The organism is Mycobacterium sp. SMC-4, from assembly GCF_050205565.1.
Classification (GTDB): domain Bacteria; phylum Actinomycetota; class Actinomycetes; order Mycobacteriales; family Mycobacteriaceae; genus Mycobacterium.
The window spans coordinates 166,271-182,411 of record NZ_JBNMQU010000004.1 but is presented as its reverse complement, the minus strand read 5'-3'; the positions used below and the strand labels follow the sequence as shown (position 1 = coordinate 182,411).

At 70.0% G+C, this 16,141-nt stretch carries 15 protein-coding genes; 11 read left to right on the top strand and 4 right to left on the bottom strand.

What is annotated here, in order from left to right:
* Window positions 1–142 precede the first annotated feature (142 nt).
* Together ACQI46_RS09630 and ACQI46_RS09625 are read left to right on the top strand one after the other, a co-directional pair.
* Window positions 143–1,213 (top strand): 2Fe-2S iron-sulfur cluster-binding protein, encoded by a 1,071-nt coding sequence (locus ACQI46_RS09630; RefSeq protein WP_427093752.1) that lies wholly within the window; start codon window positions 143–145, stop codon window positions 1,211–1,213.
* A gap of 21 nt (window positions 1,214–1,234) precedes the next feature.
* Window positions 1,235–1,810: a hypothetical protein gene (locus ACQI46_RS09625; RefSeq protein ID WP_427093751.1), complete on the top strand. Its 576-nt coding sequence runs from the start codon at window positions 1,235–1,237 to the stop codon at window positions 1,808–1,810.
* A 615-nt stretch (window positions 1,811–2,425) separates the two neighbouring features.
* Here ACQI46_RS09625 and ACQI46_RS09620 read toward each other — a convergent pair.
* A complete protein-coding gene (locus ACQI46_RS09620) occupies window positions 2,426–4,549 on the bottom strand; it encodes an acyl-CoA dehydrogenase (RefSeq protein ID WP_427093750.1) in 2,124 nt (707 codons plus the stop codon).
* 288 nt (window positions 4,550–4,837) lie between these two features.
* On the opposite strand from ACQI46_RS09620, the gene kstR reads away from it, so the two are divergent.
* Together kstR and otsB are read left to right on the top strand one after the other, a co-directional pair.
* On the top strand, window positions 4,838–5,452 hold the full coding sequence (gene kstR / locus ACQI46_RS09615) for a cholesterol catabolism transcriptional regulator KstR (RefSeq protein ID WP_427093927.1): 615 nt from the start codon (window positions 4,838–4,840) through the stop codon (window positions 5,450–5,452).
* A 3-nt stretch (window positions 5,453–5,455) separates the two neighbouring features.
* Entirely contained in the window at window positions 5,456–6,205 is a 750-nt protein-coding gene (gene otsB, locus ACQI46_RS09610) for a trehalose-phosphatase (RefSeq protein ID WP_427093749.1), read from the top strand.
* Here otsB and ACQI46_RS09605 read toward each other — a convergent pair.
* Complete coding sequence (locus ACQI46_RS09605) at window positions 6,202–7,296, bottom strand: LacI family DNA-binding transcriptional regulator (protein WP_427093748.1); 1,095 nt, start codon at window positions 7,294–7,296, stop codon at window positions 6,202–6,204. The genes otsB and ACQI46_RS09605 overlap by 4 nt on opposite strands.
* A gap of 86 nt (window positions 7,297–7,382) precedes the next feature.
* Here ACQI46_RS09605 and ACQI46_RS09600 point away from each other — a divergent pair, with 86 nt between their 5' ends.
* The 7 genes from ACQI46_RS09600 to ACQI46_RS09570 are packed head-to-tail and all read left to right on the top strand — an operon-like array spanning window position 7,383 to window position 13,766.
* On the top strand, window positions 7,383–8,297 hold the full coding sequence (locus ACQI46_RS09600; RefSeq protein WP_427093747.1) for a metal ABC transporter solute-binding protein, Zn/Mn family: 915 nt from the start codon (window positions 7,383–7,385) through the stop codon (window positions 8,295–8,297).
* A 9-nt stretch (window positions 8,298–8,306) separates the two neighbouring features.
* Window positions 8,307–9,143, top strand: coding sequence for a metal ABC transporter ATP-binding protein (locus ACQI46_RS09595; RefSeq protein ID WP_427093746.1), 837 nt, complete (start codon window positions 8,307–8,309; stop codon window positions 9,141–9,143).
* On the top strand, window positions 9,136–9,993 hold the full coding sequence (locus tag ACQI46_RS09590; RefSeq protein ID WP_427093745.1) for a metal ABC transporter permease: 858 nt from the start codon (window positions 9,136–9,138) through the stop codon (window positions 9,991–9,993). The genes ACQI46_RS09595 and ACQI46_RS09590 overlap by 8 nt, the downstream gene beginning before the upstream one ends.
* A gap of 10 nt (window positions 9,994–10,003) precedes the next feature.
* Window positions 10,004–10,768: a LamB/YcsF family protein gene (locus ACQI46_RS09585; protein WP_427093744.1), complete on the top strand. Its 765-nt coding sequence runs from the start codon at window positions 10,004–10,006 to the stop codon at window positions 10,766–10,768.
* Between the two features lie 22 nt (window positions 10,769–10,790).
* Window positions 10,791–11,612 (top strand): acyl-CoA thioesterase, encoded by an 822-nt coding sequence (locus ACQI46_RS09580; RefSeq protein WP_427093743.1) that lies wholly within the window; start codon window positions 10,791–10,793, stop codon window positions 11,610–11,612.
* Window position 11,613: 1 nt separating this feature from the next.
* Window positions 11,614–12,528: an MBL fold metallo-hydrolase gene (locus tag ACQI46_RS09575; protein ID WP_427093742.1), complete on the top strand. Its 915-nt coding sequence runs from the start codon at window positions 11,614–11,616 to the stop codon at window positions 12,526–12,528.
* A complete protein-coding gene (locus tag ACQI46_RS09570; protein ID WP_427093741.1) occupies window positions 12,519–13,766 on the top strand; it encodes an SLC13 family permease in 1,248 nt (415 codons plus the stop codon). The genes ACQI46_RS09575 and ACQI46_RS09570 overlap by 10 nt, the downstream gene beginning before the upstream one ends.
* Here ACQI46_RS09570 and rlmB read toward each other — a convergent pair.
* Both rlmB and cysS read right to left on the bottom strand, forming a co-directional pair.
* The gene (gene rlmB / locus ACQI46_RS09565) at window positions 13,763–14,704 is read right to left on the bottom strand and encodes a 23S rRNA (guanosine(2251)-2'-O)-methyltransferase RlmB (protein WP_427093740.1); all 942 of its coding nucleotides are present in this window, start codon (window positions 14,702–14,704) and stop codon (window positions 13,763–13,765) included. The two genes, ACQI46_RS09570 and rlmB, sit on opposite strands and share 4 nt — an antisense overlap.
* Window positions 14,704–16,107, bottom strand: a complete 1,404-nt coding sequence (gene cysS / locus ACQI46_RS09560) for a cysteine--tRNA ligase (protein ID WP_427093926.1) — start codon at window positions 16,105–16,107, stop codon at window positions 14,704–14,706. Before cysS ends, rlmB begins: the two co-directional genes overlap by 1 nt.
* Between the last annotated feature and the right edge of the window lie 34 nt (window positions 16,108–16,141).

Below are 16,141 nucleotides of genomic sequence, written 5' to 3'. Positions count from 1 at the left end.
CGTGCGAAGTAACCCAATGAGATTAGAACACGTTACGATTTGTGTCGAGTAGCGGTGTCCTGTGGGCGCTGGACCTGCGAACATGCGTTTCTGTAACCTGTTCTAGTTGTAGGGCCGAAACCGGCTGAGGAAGGGTGATCCTGTGACCGACGTTGCCGACGACCAACCGTTGGGCAGTCACGTTCTCGAATTGGAGATCGCCCAGGTCGTGGACGAGACGGCCGATGCCCGTTCGCTGGTGTTCAAGGCCCCGGCCGACGCGTCCGTCGACCCGGCCAAACTGCGCTACTCGCCCGGGCAGTTCCTGACGTTGCGCATCCCGAGCGACCGGACGGGCTCGGTCGCACGGTGTTACTCGCTGTGCAGTTCGCCGTTCACCGACGACCGGCTGACCGTCACCGTCAAGCGCACCGCCGACGGCTACGCATCGAACTGGCTGTGCGACAACGCCCATGCCGGCATGCGGATGCACGTGCTCGCGCCGTCAGGCACGTTCGTCCCGAAGAGCCTCGACACCGACTTCCTGCTGCTGGCCGCGGGCAGCGGCGTCACGCCGATGATGGCGATCCTGAAGTCCGCGCTGTCCGAGGGCACCGGCAAGGTGACGCTGATCTATGCCAACCGCGACGAGAAGTCGGTGATCTTCGCCGAGGCGCTGCGCGACCTGGCCGCGAAGTACCCCGACCGCCTGACTGCCGTGCACTGGCTGGAATCCGTGCAGGGCCTGCCCACCGTGGCCGGGCTGTGCGAACTCGTCGCGCCCTACGCCGCCCGGGAAGCCTTCATCTGCGGGCCGGGGCCGTTCATGGCCGCGGCCGAGGAAGCGCTCAAGACCACCGGACTGCCTGCCGAACGCATCCACATCGAGGTGTTCAAATCGCTGGAGTCCGACCCGTTCGCGACCGTCGCGATTGAAGAAGACGACAGCGACGAGGGCCCGGCGACCGCGATCGTGACGCTGGACGGCCAGACCCAGGAGGTGACGTGGCCGCGCAAGGCCAAGCTGCTCGACGTCCTACTCGACAAGGGTCTCGACGCTCCGTTCTCCTGCCGGGAGGGACACTGCGGCGCGTGCGCGGTGGTGAAGAAGTCCGGTGACGTCGAAATGGAGATCAACGACGTGCTCGAGCAGCAGGATCTCGACGAAGGCCTGATCCTGGCGTGTCAGGCGCTGCCGCGCACCGATTCGGTCGAAGTCACCTACGACGAATGACGAAGGACTAGCTTCGTGACGATGAACCGGCTTGCCACCGCAGGCACTGCGGCGCTGCTCCTGTCGGCGCTCTGCCATCCCGCGACCGCGACGGCGGCGTCGAACTCTGCGGTCAGCTCGATCCCGGTCGACGGCGCCACCCGGATCGAGATGCACGTCAACGCCAATTGCGTACCGGCCGAGAACAAGTGCTACTTCGACACGGCGGCCAACCTGCTGACCCCCACCGGACCGGTCGGCTTCCCGCAGGACACCTGGGCGCGGCAGACCATCACGCTGCGCAGCAACGAGCGCAGCGTCTGGCAGGAAGCCTGGTACAGCGCGCCGGCGGGCGTGCCGCGAGAACTCAAGGGCGCCAACCACAACAACGTGCTCTCCAAGATGTACAAGGCGCTCAACAACGTGGAGATCTCGGTGACGTATTTCGGCGGCGGGCCGCTCGAGCGGTTCCGCGTCGACGGCGATTCGATGCCGACGGTGTGGACCACCGGTCTGCCGGCCACCGAAGCCGACTTCCTGGCCTGCTCACAGATCCAGGTCGTCTACGGCGGGGTGAACCTGACCACCCCGACCGCCTGCGCGCAGACGCGGTTCTAACGCGGCAGGCGGATTCGGGTAGCGAAGGGGTCAGCTAGGGCAGGTCGGCGGACAAGGGCCTTGCCACACACCGGGATCCTTCTGCCACATGTAGGGCGGAGGTGGCCCAGGGACTGGGGGTGGCGGCGGTTGGTTTGCCCTGTCGGCGCACATGACGTGTGCAATCAGACTTCGCGACGAATTGGCCATGCAGTCCTCATATGGACCTGCCTCAGCCTGAGGCGCCAATGTGATGGTCAGCGCTGCCGTTGCCGCTGCCGCCAATCCCAAAGTGCTGTAAGTGTTTTGCATGTCTTTGGATTCGCCTCTCGACCTGTTTTGTTCGTCAGATGACTTCCACTGGCCTCGCGCCTGTCAGGGCGCAATTCGTTCGGACGATATTCAGTCCTGCTAGCGGTACTAGGTGAGGAGAGACGACCTCGATTCGGCATCGGCGAACGCTGCGCAAACGGTAGCAGCCTCGGCCCGCTACGAAAGTCCTCCGAACGTACGAATAAGGGCATATCGAGCGCCTTGAACGAGCTCGGCGAAACCTACGAGAACACTGCCTGTGTCGAGTGCAGCACGTTCATCTCCCTAATTGAGGATTGCGAGCGCGCCGCTCCCCAGCCATAGCTAACGCGGCAGGCCGAGCAACCGCTCCCCCGCCATCGTCAGCAGGATCTGCTCGGTGCCGCCGGCGATGGTCAGGCAGCGTGTGTTGAGGAAGTCGTGCACCTGCTGGTTGCTCACCACGCCGGCGCCTTCGGACAAATCCATCCGGAACTCCGCCAACCCCTGGCGGTACCGCACGCCGATCAGCTTGCGGGCACTGGCCTGGGCACCGGGATCCTGGCCTTCCACCGCCATCTGAGCGATGCGCTGGTCCAGCAGCGAGCCGACCTGCGCCAGGCCGATCAGCATGCCGAGCCGATCCTGTTGTGCCGCATCGATTCCGGAGTCGGCGATGACGCGCAGCAACTCCTCCATCGGGTTGCCCAGCGCGGTGCCGTTGGCCATCGCGACGCGCTCGTTGGCCAGTGTGGTGCGCGCCAGCCGCCAGCCGTCGTTGACCTGTCCGACCACCATCTCGTCGGGCACGAACACCTCGTCGAAGAAGACCTCGTTGAAGAGTTCGTCGCCGGTGATCTCGCGCAATGGACGGATCACGATGCCCGGTGAGCGCATGTCGATCAGGAAGTACGTGATGCCCTTGTGTTTCGGCGCGTCCGGGTCCGTCCGGGCCAGACACACGCCCCAGTGCGCCTGCTGCGCCGCCGAGGTCCACACCTTCTGGCCGGTCAATTTCCAGCCGCCGTCCACCCGGACAGCCTTCGTCCGCAACGCCGCCAGGTCGGAGCCGGCACCGGGTTCGCTGAACAGCTGGCACCACGACAACTCGCCGCGCAGCGTGGCCGGCACGAACTTCTCGATCTGCTCGGTGCTGCCGTGCTCGAGGATCGTGGGCACCGCCCACCACCCGATCACCAGGTCCGGACGGACGATGTCGGCCCCGGCCAGTTCCTGGTCGATCAACAGCTGCTCGGCCGGGCCGGCAGCCCGCCCGTACGGGCGCGGCCAGTGCGGCGCCAGCAGCCCGGTCTCGGCGAGCGCCACCTGCCGCTTGTCCTCCGGGGCGGCGGCCACCTCGGCGACGGCCGCGGCGATCTCGGGCCGCAGGTCGGCCACCGAGTCCAGATCGATGTGCAGTTCGCGGCGCACCCCGGCCTGCGTCAGCTCCACCACGCGGCGCAGCCAACATGAGCGGCCGCCGAGGAACTGCGCGATGCCGTACGCGCGCCGCAGATACAGATGCGCGTCGTGCTCCCAGGTGATACCGATGCCGCCGAGCACCTGGATGCAGTCCTTGGCGTTGGCCTTGGCCGCCTCGATGCCCACCGACGCGGCCAGCGCCGCGGCGATCGACAGCTGATCGGCGTCCCCGCCCGCGGCCGCCTCGGCGGCATCCGCGGCGGCCACCGACGCCTGCTCGGAGCGCAGCAGCATCTCGGCGCACATGTGCTTGATCGCCTGGAAGCTGCCGATCGGCTTGCCGAACTGTTCGCGCACCTTGGCGTACTCGGTGGCGGTCTGCAGCAGCCACCGCGCCAGGCCGGCGGCTTCGGCGGCCATCAGGGTCACCGCCAGGTCGACGACCCGCTGCGCCGGCACCTCGAGCTCGGCGGCGACGGCGCCGTCGAAGGTCACCCGCGCCAGCGGGCGGGAGAAGTCGGTCGCGGTCAGCGGTTCGACGGTCACGCCGTCGGCCGCCGCATCCACCAGGAGCCAGCGCTGTCCGGCGGGCACGAGCAGCACTGCGGTCGCGTCGGCGCCCAGCACGTACGGCGCGGTTCCCGACACGCGCCCGTCGGCGAAGTCCAGGGCGGCGGTCAGCGTCATCCCTGCGGTGCGCTCGCCCGCGGCCAACGCCCCGACCAGTTCCGGATCGGCATCGCCCACCACGAGGGTGGCCAGCGCCGTGGTAGCCACCGGCCCCGGTACCAGCGCCGCGGCCGCCTCGTCGACCATCGCGCACAGGTCACCGATCGAGCCGTCGGCGCCACCCAGTTCCTCGGGGAGAGCCACACCGAAGAGTCCTAGTTCGGCCAGACCGCGGAACGGGATGCGCCATGCGTCACTGTCGCCCTGCTCCACCTCGCGCGCGGCTTCGACGCCGCCGGAACCGCTTGCCCAGGTCCGGACCAGTTCGCGGGCCGCGGCCTGCTCGTCGGTGATGCTCGCCGAGGAAGATACCGACACCGTGACTCCTAGCGTTTGGGAGAGAAGACAGTGCTTCTCACTAGAACGTGTTCTAATAGTGCCAGCGCTCGACCGTCAAGTCGACCGCCATCGCAGCAGCGCGCGCCAGGGTCGGCACACCGCGCGGGTGGGGAATCCAAGACGGGCGTGCGTATCGTTTTCGAACGAGACCGCATCACGTGAGGAGCGCAGGCCGCAATGTCCGGGACGTCCGAGTCAGCCAAGGTGTCGCAGCCGACGACGCGCGCAGCCGGTGGCTCCGAAGCCGACTCACGACCCCGCCAGGTCATGAACGTCGCAGTACTGGCCGAGTCCGAACTGGGCTCTGAGGCGCAGCGCGAACGCCGCAAGCGCATCCTGGACGCCACGCTGGCCATCGCGTCCAAAGGCGGCTACGAAGCCGTCCAGATGCGGGCCGTGGCCGAGCGCGCCGACGTCGCCGTCGGCACCCTCTACCGCTACTTCCCGTCCAAGGTGCACCTGCTGGTCTCCGCGCTCGGCCGCGAGTTCGAACGGATCGACGCCAAGACCGACCGGTCGGCGTTCCCGGCCGGCGCCAGCGCCTACCAGCGGCTCAACATCATGGTCGGCAAGCTCAACCGCGCGATGCAGCGCAACCCGCTGCTGACCGAGGCGATGACGCGCGCGTTCGTGTTCGCCGATGCGTCCGCGGCCGGCGAGGTGGACCACGTCGGCAAGCTGATGGACTCGATGTTCGCGCGCGCCATGAGCGACGGCGAACCGACCGAGGACCAGTACCACATCGCGCGCGTGATCTCGGATGTGTGGCTGAGCAACCTGCTGGCGTGGCTGACGCGCCGCGCGTCGGCCACCGACGTGGCCAAACGGCTCGATCTGGCCGTGCGTCTGCTGATCGGCGATGGCGACCAACCTAAGATCTGACGCGTGGGTGACCTGCCGGCCGATCTGACCGCAGCGCTGGACGCCGTCGCGCGTGTGCCGCGCCTGCTGGTCACCTCCGACTTCGACGGGACCCTCGCCCCGATCGTCGCTCACCCGTCCGACGCGCGCCCACTGCCGGCCGCCGCCGACGCGCTCACCGCGCTCGCCGAGCTGCCCGACACCGAGGCGGCGCTGATCTCCGGCCGCGCGCTGGCCGACCTGCGGGTGCTCTCCGGCCTGCCCGCCTCGGTGCACCTGGTGGGCAGCCACGGCGCCGAGTTCGCCTCCGGCTTCACCCACCGCATCGATCCCCAGCTGCTGCAGACGATCACCGACACCCTGCGTGCGATCGCGGCCGACAAACCGGGCGTGACCGTGGAGACCAAACCGGCCAGCGTGGCGCTGCATGTGCGCAACGCCGGCGAGTCCGACGCCGAAGCCGCACTGGCGGCCGCCTGGGACGCCGCTGCGGGCTGGGACGCGCACGTCACCACAGGCAAGGCCGTGCTGGAGTTCGCCGTGATCGACACCGACAAGGGCGAGGCGGTCGACATCCTGCGCAGTGAGCACGCTGCCTCGGCGGTGGTGTTCTTCGGCGACGACGTCACCGACGAGAAGGCGTTCCGGCGCCTCGACGGCGACGACGTCGGCGTCAAGGTCGGCTCCGGTGACACGTTGGCGCGCTACCGCGTGGACTCCCCCGACGACGTCGCCGCGGCGCTGCATCATCTGCTGCAGCGCCGCCGCGGTTAGGCCGGCGGACCCGAGGTGCGGCCCCGCACCACCTCGGTGGGCAGCACCTCGACGACCGGCACACCCGAGCGCTCGTGCAGCAATTCTCCTGCGCGCCTGCCTTTTTCGACACTGGGTTGCACGACGGTGGTCAATCCGCGACGAAGCGCCTCGGGTACCCCGTCGAAGCCGGTCACCGTCATCTGGCCGGGCACGTAGATGCCGCGACCCCGCAGATAGTCCATCGCCGAGAGTGCGAGCACGTCAGCGGTACACATCAACGCCGTCACGTGCGGGTTGGCCGCAAGCGCCGCCTCCGCGGCCGCACCGCCCGAGGCGGGTCCGTGCTCGTAGCTCTCCACGATCGTCAACGAATCCGGATCCAGGCCCGCCGCGGCCATCGCATCGCGCACCCCACCGATCCGTTCGGCTTGCACGTGGAACTGCGGGGTCTGCACCCGGGCGGGTTCGGCCGCCGCCGGATTGGGCCCGCCCGAGGGCCGCTGACGGTCCAGACGCATTGTCAGCAGTGCGATCTCGCGATGGCCCAACTCGAGGACATGGTCGGTCAGCGCGCGCATCGCGGCGCGGTCGTCGATTTCGATCCGCGAGACGCCGGCGACGTCCTTGGGTTGGTCGACCACGACGACGGGCAGGTGTCGCTGGAGCACCGCCGGCAGGTACGGGTCGTCGTCGGCGGCCGAGTACACCACGAACCCGTCGACGCCTGCGGCCAGCACCGCCGCGGATCCCTCGCTCACGTCGCGGTTCGGCCCGACCGCCACCAGCAGCAGGCCCTGCCCGGCGGCCTCGCACGACTCGGCAAGTCCGGCAACGAAATCCAGCGCTTCGGGGTCGCGCAGCGCGTAGTTCAGCGGCTCGGTGATGACCAGGCCCACCGCACCGGCCTTGCGGGTGCGCAGTGAGCGGGCCACCGGGTCCGGGCCGGGATAACCGAGTCGCTTGGCCGTCGAGAGCACCCGCTCGCGCAGTTCGGCCGACAACTGATCGGGCCGGTTGTAGGCGTTGGAGACGGTGGTGCGCGAGACTTTGAGCTCGGCGGCCAGAGAAGCCAGCGTGGCCCGCCGACGCGGGGCGGGACTTCTGGACATGCTCCTCGACGTTAGCCCAACTCGAGTGGCGTCGCTCATGCGCTACAGTTATTGGAAACGGTTTTCATTTGCATGAGGAGATTTCTATGCGCGCGCTCGTCGCCGCAGCTGTGAGCGCTGCACTGACGTTCTCGATGGTCGGCTGCTCCACCTCGCAGGACGACAACGACCCGCCCGACGGCGTCGCGGTCGTCGCCTCCACCGACGTCTGGGGCAGCGTCGCCCAGGCGGTGGTCGGAGACCACGCCACCGTCACCTCGATCATGACCGGCACCGTCGCCGACCCGCACTCGTTCGAGGCCAGCCCGGCCGACGCGGCGGCGGTCTCCGACGCGTCGCTGGTCGTCTACAACGGCGGCCACTACGACCACTGGATCGACCAGGTGCTGCAGAACGCCCCGGACGTCACGCGCGTCGACGCGTACTCGCTGACACCGGTCCCCGAGAACGCCACCGAAACACCCAACGAGCACGTGTTCTACGACCTGCCCACCGTCAAGGCCGTCGCGGACCGCGTCGCCGAACTGTTGACCGAGGCGGACTCGGTCAACGCGGCCGACTACGCCGCCAACGCCGAGCGGTTCGGCTCGGAGATCGACACCCTGGCCATGGCCCAGCGCGCCGTCGGCCAGGCGCACCCCGGTGCGTCGGTGGTCTCCACCGAACCGGTGGCCTACTACGCGCTGCGCAACGCAGGCATCACCGACAAGACACCACCGTCGTTCGCCCGCTCCGTCGAGCACGGCGGCGACCCGGCACCGGCCGACGTCGCGGCGATGCTCGACCTGATCACCACCCGGCAGGTGTCCGCCGTCGTGGTGAATTCGCAGACCGCCTCACCGGTCACCCGGCAGATCGCCGACGCCGCAACTGAGGCGTCGCTGCCGGTGATCACGGTGACCGAGACCCTGCCCGAAGGTTCGGACTACCTGCAGTGGCAGCGGGCGACCATCGACCAGATAGCCGCCCAATTGGACGCCGCGCGCAGTCCCGGCGAATAATCTCCGCAAGTGACCACCCCGCCGCGCGACGTCGTCGCCCTCGAGCGCGCACGTCTGGCGTTCGGTGAGCGCGTGCTCTGGGACGACCTCGACTTGACCGTCGCCGCAGGCGAATTCATCGCCGTCCTGGGCCCCAACGGCACCGGCAAGACATCGCTGCTCAAAGTGCTGCTCGGCCAACTGCCGCTCACCTCGGGCACCGTGGCCGTCGAAGGTCAGCCCGTGCGGACCGGCAGCGAGCGCATCGGGTACGTGCCCCAGCACCGCTCCATGGACCGGGGCGTGTCGCTGCGCGGCTCCGACCTGGTCGCGCTGGGCTACGACGGTCACCGGTGGGGCCTGACCGGCTGGGGCCCGCGCGCCCGGGCCGCCAAACGGGAAGCGGTGCGCCGCGCGCTGGCACAGGTCAACGGCACCGCGCTGGCGCACGTGCCGGTCGGGGTGATGTCGGGCGGCGAACTGCAGCGGGTGCGGGTGGCCCAAGCCCTGGCCACCGACCCCGCGCTGCTGCTGTGCGACGAACCGCTGCTCAACCTCGACCCCGCCAACGCCCGCCTGGTGTGCAGTCTGATCGACCGGCGCCGTCGCGAAGCCGGCACCGCCGTGCTGTTCGTCACCCACGAAGTCGATCCGGTCCTGCCCTACGTCGACCGGGTGATCTACCTCGTCGACGGGCGGTTCCGCATCGGGTCCGTCGACGAGGTGATGACCTCGGCGACCCTGTCGGAGCTGTACCGCGCCGACATCGAGGTGCTCAAGGTCGGCAACCGCTACATCGTGGTCGGCGACGAAAGCCAGTACCACCACGACCATCTCGACGCGCACGCCGGACACGACCATGACTGAGACGCTGCAGAAGTTGTTCGCCGACCTGTTCGCGTTCGACACCACCGCGGAACTGCTCGGCCGCGACTTCGTGCAGCAGGCACTGATCGCGTCCGCGCTGCTGGCCCTGGTGTCCGGTGTGATCGGGCCGCTGATCGTGATGCGGCAGATGTCGTTCGCCGTGCACGGCTCGGCCGAACTGTCCCTGACCGGCGCCGCATTCGCGCTGCTCGCCGGGTTCAGTGTCGGCATCGGCGCCCTGCTCGGATCCGCGCTGGCCGCAGTGCTGTTCGGCATTCTCGGCCAACGCACCCGCGACCGCGACTCCGCGATCGGGGTCGTGCTGGCCTTCGGGCTGGGCCTGGCCGTGCTGTTCATCCACCTCTACCCCGGGCGCACCGGGACCAGCTTCTCACTGCTGACCGGGCAGATCGTCGGCGTCGGCTACTCCGGACTGACGCTGCTGGCGGTCGTGACCGTCGTGGTCATGGCGGTGCTCGCGGTGTCCTTCCGGCCGCTGCTGTTCGCCACCGTGGACCCCGAGGTCGCCGCCGGACGTGGAGTGCCCGTGCGCGCGTTGGGGATCGTGTTCGCCGCGCTGGTCGGCGTCACCGCCGCCCAAGGCGTACAGATCGTCGGGGCGCTGCTGGTGATGGCGCTGCTGATCACCCCGGCGGCCGCGGCGGCGCGGGTGTTCACCTCCCCGCTCAAAGCCATGGCCGCGTCGGTGGTGTTCGCCGAGATCGCCGCGGTGGGCGGCATCGTGGCGTCGCTGGCTCCGGGGGTGCCCGTGTCGGTGTTCGTCACCGCGATCTCGTTCACGATCTTCCTGGTCTGCTGGGTGATCGGCGCCCGCCGGTCAGCACATTAGGCTGGCGCAGGTGGCCCACCCGACCGTCGACCTCAACGCCGACCTCGGCGAGAGCTTCGGTGTGTGGCGCCTGGGCGACGACGACGCCATGCTCGACATCGTCACCAGCGCCAACGTCGCGTGCGGATTCCACGCCGGCGACGCCGCGACGCTCGCGCGCACGTGCCGGGCGGCCGCCGGGCGCGGAGTGCGCATCGGCGCCCAGGTCAGCTACCGCGATCTCGCCGGTTTCGGACGCCGCTTCATCGACATGGCGCCCGACGAACTGACCGCCGACGTGATCTACCAGATCGGGGCGCTGCAGGCCCTGGCCCGCGCCGCCGGCTCCACCGTCAGCTACGTCAAACCACACGGTGCGCTGTACAACGCCATCGTCGATCACGAGGAACAGGCCCAGGCCGTCGCCGCAGCCGTCCACGCCGTCGATCCCGAGCTTCCGGTGCTCGGTCTGGCCGGATCGGCATTCCTGCGCGCCGCCGAGGCCCGCGGACTCCGCACCGTCGCCGAGGCGTTCGCCGACCGCGCGTACCGGCCCGACGGCCGCCTGGTGTCACGCCGCGAACCCGGCGCCGTGCTCGACGACGTCGAGCACATCAGCGACCGGGTGGCGTCGATGGTGCGCGACGGCACGGTCACCGCGATCGACGGCTCCACCGTCGCGATCCACGTCGACTCCATCTGCGTGCACGGCGACACCACCGGCGCCGTGCAGATCGCCACCGCCGTGCGTGAGCGACTGGTCACCGACGGGGTGACCGTGACGTCGTTCTGCTGACCGTCGGGCAAGATGTGCGTCGATGTCCTCCTCATTGCATGACGTGCTGGCCTCCCTGCGGCTGGACCGCACCGGCGAGCGCACCTTCGTCGGCGAGCAGCTGCCCGCGCCGTTCAACCACATCCTCGGTGGCCACATCTCCGCGCAGGCGCTGCTGGCCGCCGGGCTCACCGCGCCCGAGCGCCGAGCACACAGCGCCCACACCTACTTCCTGCGTCCCGGCGACGCCAGCCGCCCGGTCGAGTTCGAGGTCGTGCCGCTGCAGGAGGGCCGGACGTTCTCGGCGCGACGCGTCACGGCCCGCCAGGACGGCGAGGTCCTGCTCGAGGCGATGGCGTCGCTGAAGAACGCGACCGCCGACGACGTCGAGTACCAGCCGCCGATGCCCGAGGTCGCCGCGCCGGAGTCACTGCCCGCCGCCCCGACGCATGCGGCGGAGGACGCCGAGAACGGGCGAGGCCAGTGGGCCAGCCTGCGCTGGTTCGAGCGACGCGTCGTCGACGCCGCCGCCGCGCCGCCGGCCCCGGCGCGCATCTGGTGGCGGCCCGACGGCAACCTTCCGGAGGATCCGGCCGTCCACACCGCGCTGGTCGCCTACCTGTCGGCGGTCACGCTCACCGAGCCCGCGTTCGCGGCGCGCGGCGGGCTGGGCCCGACGGCGCAACGCGACCACTCGGTGTGGTTCCACCGCCCGCCGCGGCTGTCGGACTGGATGTTCTACGACCAGAGCTCGCCGAGCGCCGTGGACCGTATCGCGCTGGCCAGCGGCCGGATGTACAACCGCAGCGGCGAACTGGTGTGCACGGTCCGCCAGGAGATGTACTTCCCGCCCGCCAAGGAGTGACATGCGGCTGACGCTGCGCCGGCCCGACCTGCGCGCCTACGCGCGGCGCTTCGACGTGCCCGCGGCGACGGCCGACACCCCGGTGACGGTGACCTGGGCAGGGGTGACGACACTGCTGATCGATGCCGGCGACTCGGCGGTGCTGACCGACGGATTCTTCTCGCGGCCAAGTCTTTTCACCGTGGCGACCCGTCCCCTGTCGTCGTCGGTGCCGCGGATCGAGACCGGGCTGGCACGGCTGGGAGTGCGACGCCTGGACGCGGTCACCCCCGTGCACACCCACTACGACCACACCCTCGATTCCGCGGTGGTGGCCGAGCGCACCGGCGCGCGGCTGATCGGCGGCGAGTCCGCCGCGCAGATCGCCCGCGGGCACGCGCCGACCCGCGTCGAGGTGGTCACCCCCGGCCGGGTCGTCACCGCCGGCGCCTTCGATCTCACCCTCGTCGAGGGCGCGCACTGTCCGCCGGACCGCTTCCCCGGCCCCGTCACCGAACCCATCCGGCAGCCGGCGCGGGTGTCGGCCTACCGCTGCGGAGAGGCGTGGTCGACGCTCGTGGCGCACCGGCCCAGCGGGCGGCGCCTGCTGATCGTCGGCAGCGCCGGCTTTCTGCCCGGCGCACTGACCGGCCATCAGGCCGACGTGGTGTACCTCGGTGTCGGTCAACTCGGTCTGCAACCACGCGAGTACCTGACCGAGTACTGGCAGCAGACCGTGCGCACGGTCGGCGCCCGGCGCGTGGTGTTGATCCACTGGGACGACTTCTTCCGCCCGCTGCACAAACCCCTGCGGGCGTTGCCGCGCGCCGTCGACGACCTCGACGCGTCCATGCGGGTACTGGCCGCGCTGGCAGACGCCGACGGTGTTGCGCTGCACCTGCCGACGCTGTGGCAGCGCAGCGACCCGTGGCGCTGATCGTCGCCGCCGCCGCGTTGATCGCGGTGCTCGCATTCGCGCTCGTGCGCCCACACGGGTGGCCCGAAGCCGTCGTCGCCGTCCCGGCCGCGGCGGTGGTGGTCGCCGTCGGAGCGCTGTCATGGCAAGATGCGGCCGCCGAGATCAGCAGCCTCGCACCGGTGGTCGGCTTCCTCGCGGCAATCCTGGTGCTGGCCAAGCTCTGTGACGACGAAGGACTGTTCCGCGCCGCCGGCGACTTCATGGCGCGGACCACCCGCGGCAGCCAGCACCGGTTTCTGGGTTCGGTGTTCGCCGTGTCCGCTGTGGTGACCGCGGTGCTCAGCCTGGACGCGACCGTGGTGCTGCTGACGCCGGTGGTGCTGGCCACCGCCCGCACGCTGCGGGTGCCGTCGCGACCTCACGCGTACGCCACCGCACACCTGGCCAACAGTGCGTCGCTGCTCCTGCCGGTGTCGAACCTGACCAACCTGCTGGCATTCACCGCCGCCGGTTTGTCGTTCCTGCAGTTCGCGGCAGCCATGACGCTGCCGTGGCTCCTCGCGGTGGCAGCCGAATTCCTGTTGCTCCGCCGGATTTTCGCCAGGGATCTGGCTGTCGCGCCGCGCCCTGTGACGGCAGAGGAGCCGGTGCCGGTGCCCCGCTTCGCCGTGGTCGTGGTGGCCGCGACCCTGGCCGGCTTCGCCGTGACCTCGCTGCTCGGGTGGTCCCCGGGATGGGCGGCCCTGGCCGGCGTGATCGTCCTCGGCGCACGCAGTCTCACCGCCGGACGCAGCACAATACGCGGAATCCTTGCCGCCCTTGACGTCCCGTTCCTGGCATTCGTGCTGTGCCTGGGGGTGGTGGTCGACGCCGTGATGCGCAACGGCCTGGAAAGCGCCATGCAGCATGTGATTCCGGGCGGTGACAGCCTGCCCTCGCTGCTGGCGATCGCAGCGGTGGCGGCGCTGTTGTCCAACGCGGTCAACAACCTGCCGGCCGTACTGGTGATGCTGCCCCTGGTGGGGGCGTCCGGGCCGCTCGCGGTGCTGGCCGTACTGCTCGGCGTCAACATCGGCCCCAACCTGACCTACCTCGGATCATTGGCGAACCTGTTGTGGCGCCGGGTGATTCGTCGCGACACCGACGAAACAGCGAGCTTCGCCGAGTTCAGCAGGGTCGGTGCGTGCACCACGCCGGTGGTGCTGGTCGCCGCGGTGGCGGCGCTGTGGCTGAGCGGCCGGCTACTGGGTCTCTAGGAACGGCGCTGACGGGCGATCTCGGCGAGCACCACACCCGCGGCGACCGACGCGTTCAGAGACTCCGTGGGGCCGGCCATCGGGATGGACACCACCGCGTCGCAGTTCTCCCGCACCAGACGCGACAGGCCCTTGCCCTCGGAGCCGACCACCACGACCGTCGGGACCGTGCCGTCGAGTTCGTCGATCACGGTGTCACCGTCGGCGTCCAGACCCACGATCTGCAGCCCGGCGTCCGCCCACGACTTCAGCGTGCGGTTCAGGTTCGTCGCCCGCGCCACCGGAACCCGCGCCGCGGCACCGGCGCTGGTGCGCCAGGCCACCGCGGTCACCGACGCCGACCGGCGCTGCGGGATCAGCACGCCGTGGCCGCCGAACGCGGCGACTGAACGCACGATCGCACCGAGATTGCGCGGGTCGGAGATGTTGTCCAGGGCCACCAGCAGCGCAGGCGTCGCATCGCGGCGGACGTCGCTGAGCACGTCGTCGGGGTGGGCGTACTCGTACGGCGGCACCTGCAGCGCGATGCCCTGGTGCATGCCGTTGGCGGCGATGCGGTCCAGGTCGTGGCGGGGCACCTCCAAGATCGAGATGCCCTTGTCCGCGGCCATCTGCACCGACTCGGTCAACCGCTCGTCGTTGTCCGCACCGAGCGCGACATAGAGCGCCGTGGCCGGCACCCCGGCGCGCAGACACTCGACGACCGGGTTGCGGCCCAGCACGATCTCCGTGTCGTCAGTTTTCTTGGGCCGTCCCTGCTGCTGGCGGGCCGCCTTGGCCGCGCGCTTGGCGGCCGGGTGATGCGGCCGCTGGTGCGCCGGCGGCGTCGCGCCCCGGCCCTCCAGGCCGCGCCGCCGCACACCGCCGGAGCCGACGGTGGGGCCCTTCTTGGTGCCCTCTTTGCGTACCGCGCCGCGGCGCTTCGAATTGCCCGCCACTACTTGTCCGATCCCTCGATCAGTGACCACTGCGGACCGTCCGCCGTGTCGGTCACCTCGATCCCCGCTTCCTTGAGACGGTCGCGGATCGCGTCTGCCTCTGCCCAGTCGCGCTGGGCCCGCGCCTCCTCGCGCCGCTTGACCTCGGCGGCCACCAGCACGTCGACCGCGGCCAGCGCCGCCGACGTCTCGTCGCGCGTCTCCCACCGCTCGTCGAGCGGGTCGGCGCCCAGGATGCCCATCATCGCCCGGATCGACATCGCCTGAGTCAGGGCGGCGTCGTGGTCGCCCGCGTCGAGCGCGCGGTTGCCCTCGGCGCGTGCGGCGTGCACCTCGGCCAGCGCGATCGGCACCGACAGGTCGTCGTCGAGTGCGGCGGCGAACTTCGGCGTCCACTGACCCGGCGCCACCGCGCCCACCCGGTTGCGGACCCGGTGCAGGAAATCCTCGATGCCCGAATAGGCCCGGGCGGCGTCCTGCAGCGCGGTCTCGGAGAACTCCAGCATCGAACGGTAGTGCGCGCTGCCCAGGTAGTACCGCAGCTCGGCGGCACGCACCCGCTGCAGCACCGCGGGGATGGCCAGTACGTTGCCGAGCGACTTGCTCATCTTCTCGCCGCCCATGGTCACCCAGCCGTTGTGCAGCCAGAAACGCGCGAACCGGTCTCCGGCGCCCTCGGCCTGGGCGATCTCGTTCTCATGGTGCGGGAACACCAGATCCATGCCGCCGGCGTGGATGTCGAACTCTGCGCCCAGATAGGCCTCGCACATCGCGACGCATTCGGTGTGCCAGCCGGGACGGCCACGGCCCCACGGCGTCGGCCAGGACGGCTCGCCGGGCTTGGCCGCCTTCCAGAGGGTGAAGTCCCGTTCGTCGCGCTTGCCCTTGGCCACGCCCTCACCCTGGTGGACGTCGTCGATCCGGTGGCCGGACAGCTTGCCGTAGTCGGCGAGGCTCAAGACGTCGAAGTACACGTCGCCGGCTCCGGCACCCGACCCCTGGTACGCATGTCCGCGTTCGATCAGCCGCTCGATCAACTCGACCATCTGGGTGATGTGGCCGGTTGCGCGGGGCTCGGCCGACGGCGGCAGCACACCCAGCGCGTCGTAGGCGGCGGTGAACGCGCGTTCGTAGGTCGCGGCCCACTCCCACCACGGGCGGCCGGCGTCGGCGGCCTTGATCAGGATCTTGTCGTCGATGTCGGTGACGTTGCGGATGAACGCGACATCGAGGCCCTTGGCGGTCAGCCAGCGGCGCAACACGTCGAACGCGACGCCGCTGCGCACGTGCCCGATGTGCGGAAGCCCCTGCACGGTCGCGCCGCACAGATAGATGGAGGCATGTCCGGGGCGCACCGGGACGAATTCGCGCACGGCACCCGCCATGGTGTCGTAAAGCCGCATTGAAGTGGCGGGGCCGTCGGTCACGACGTGCCAG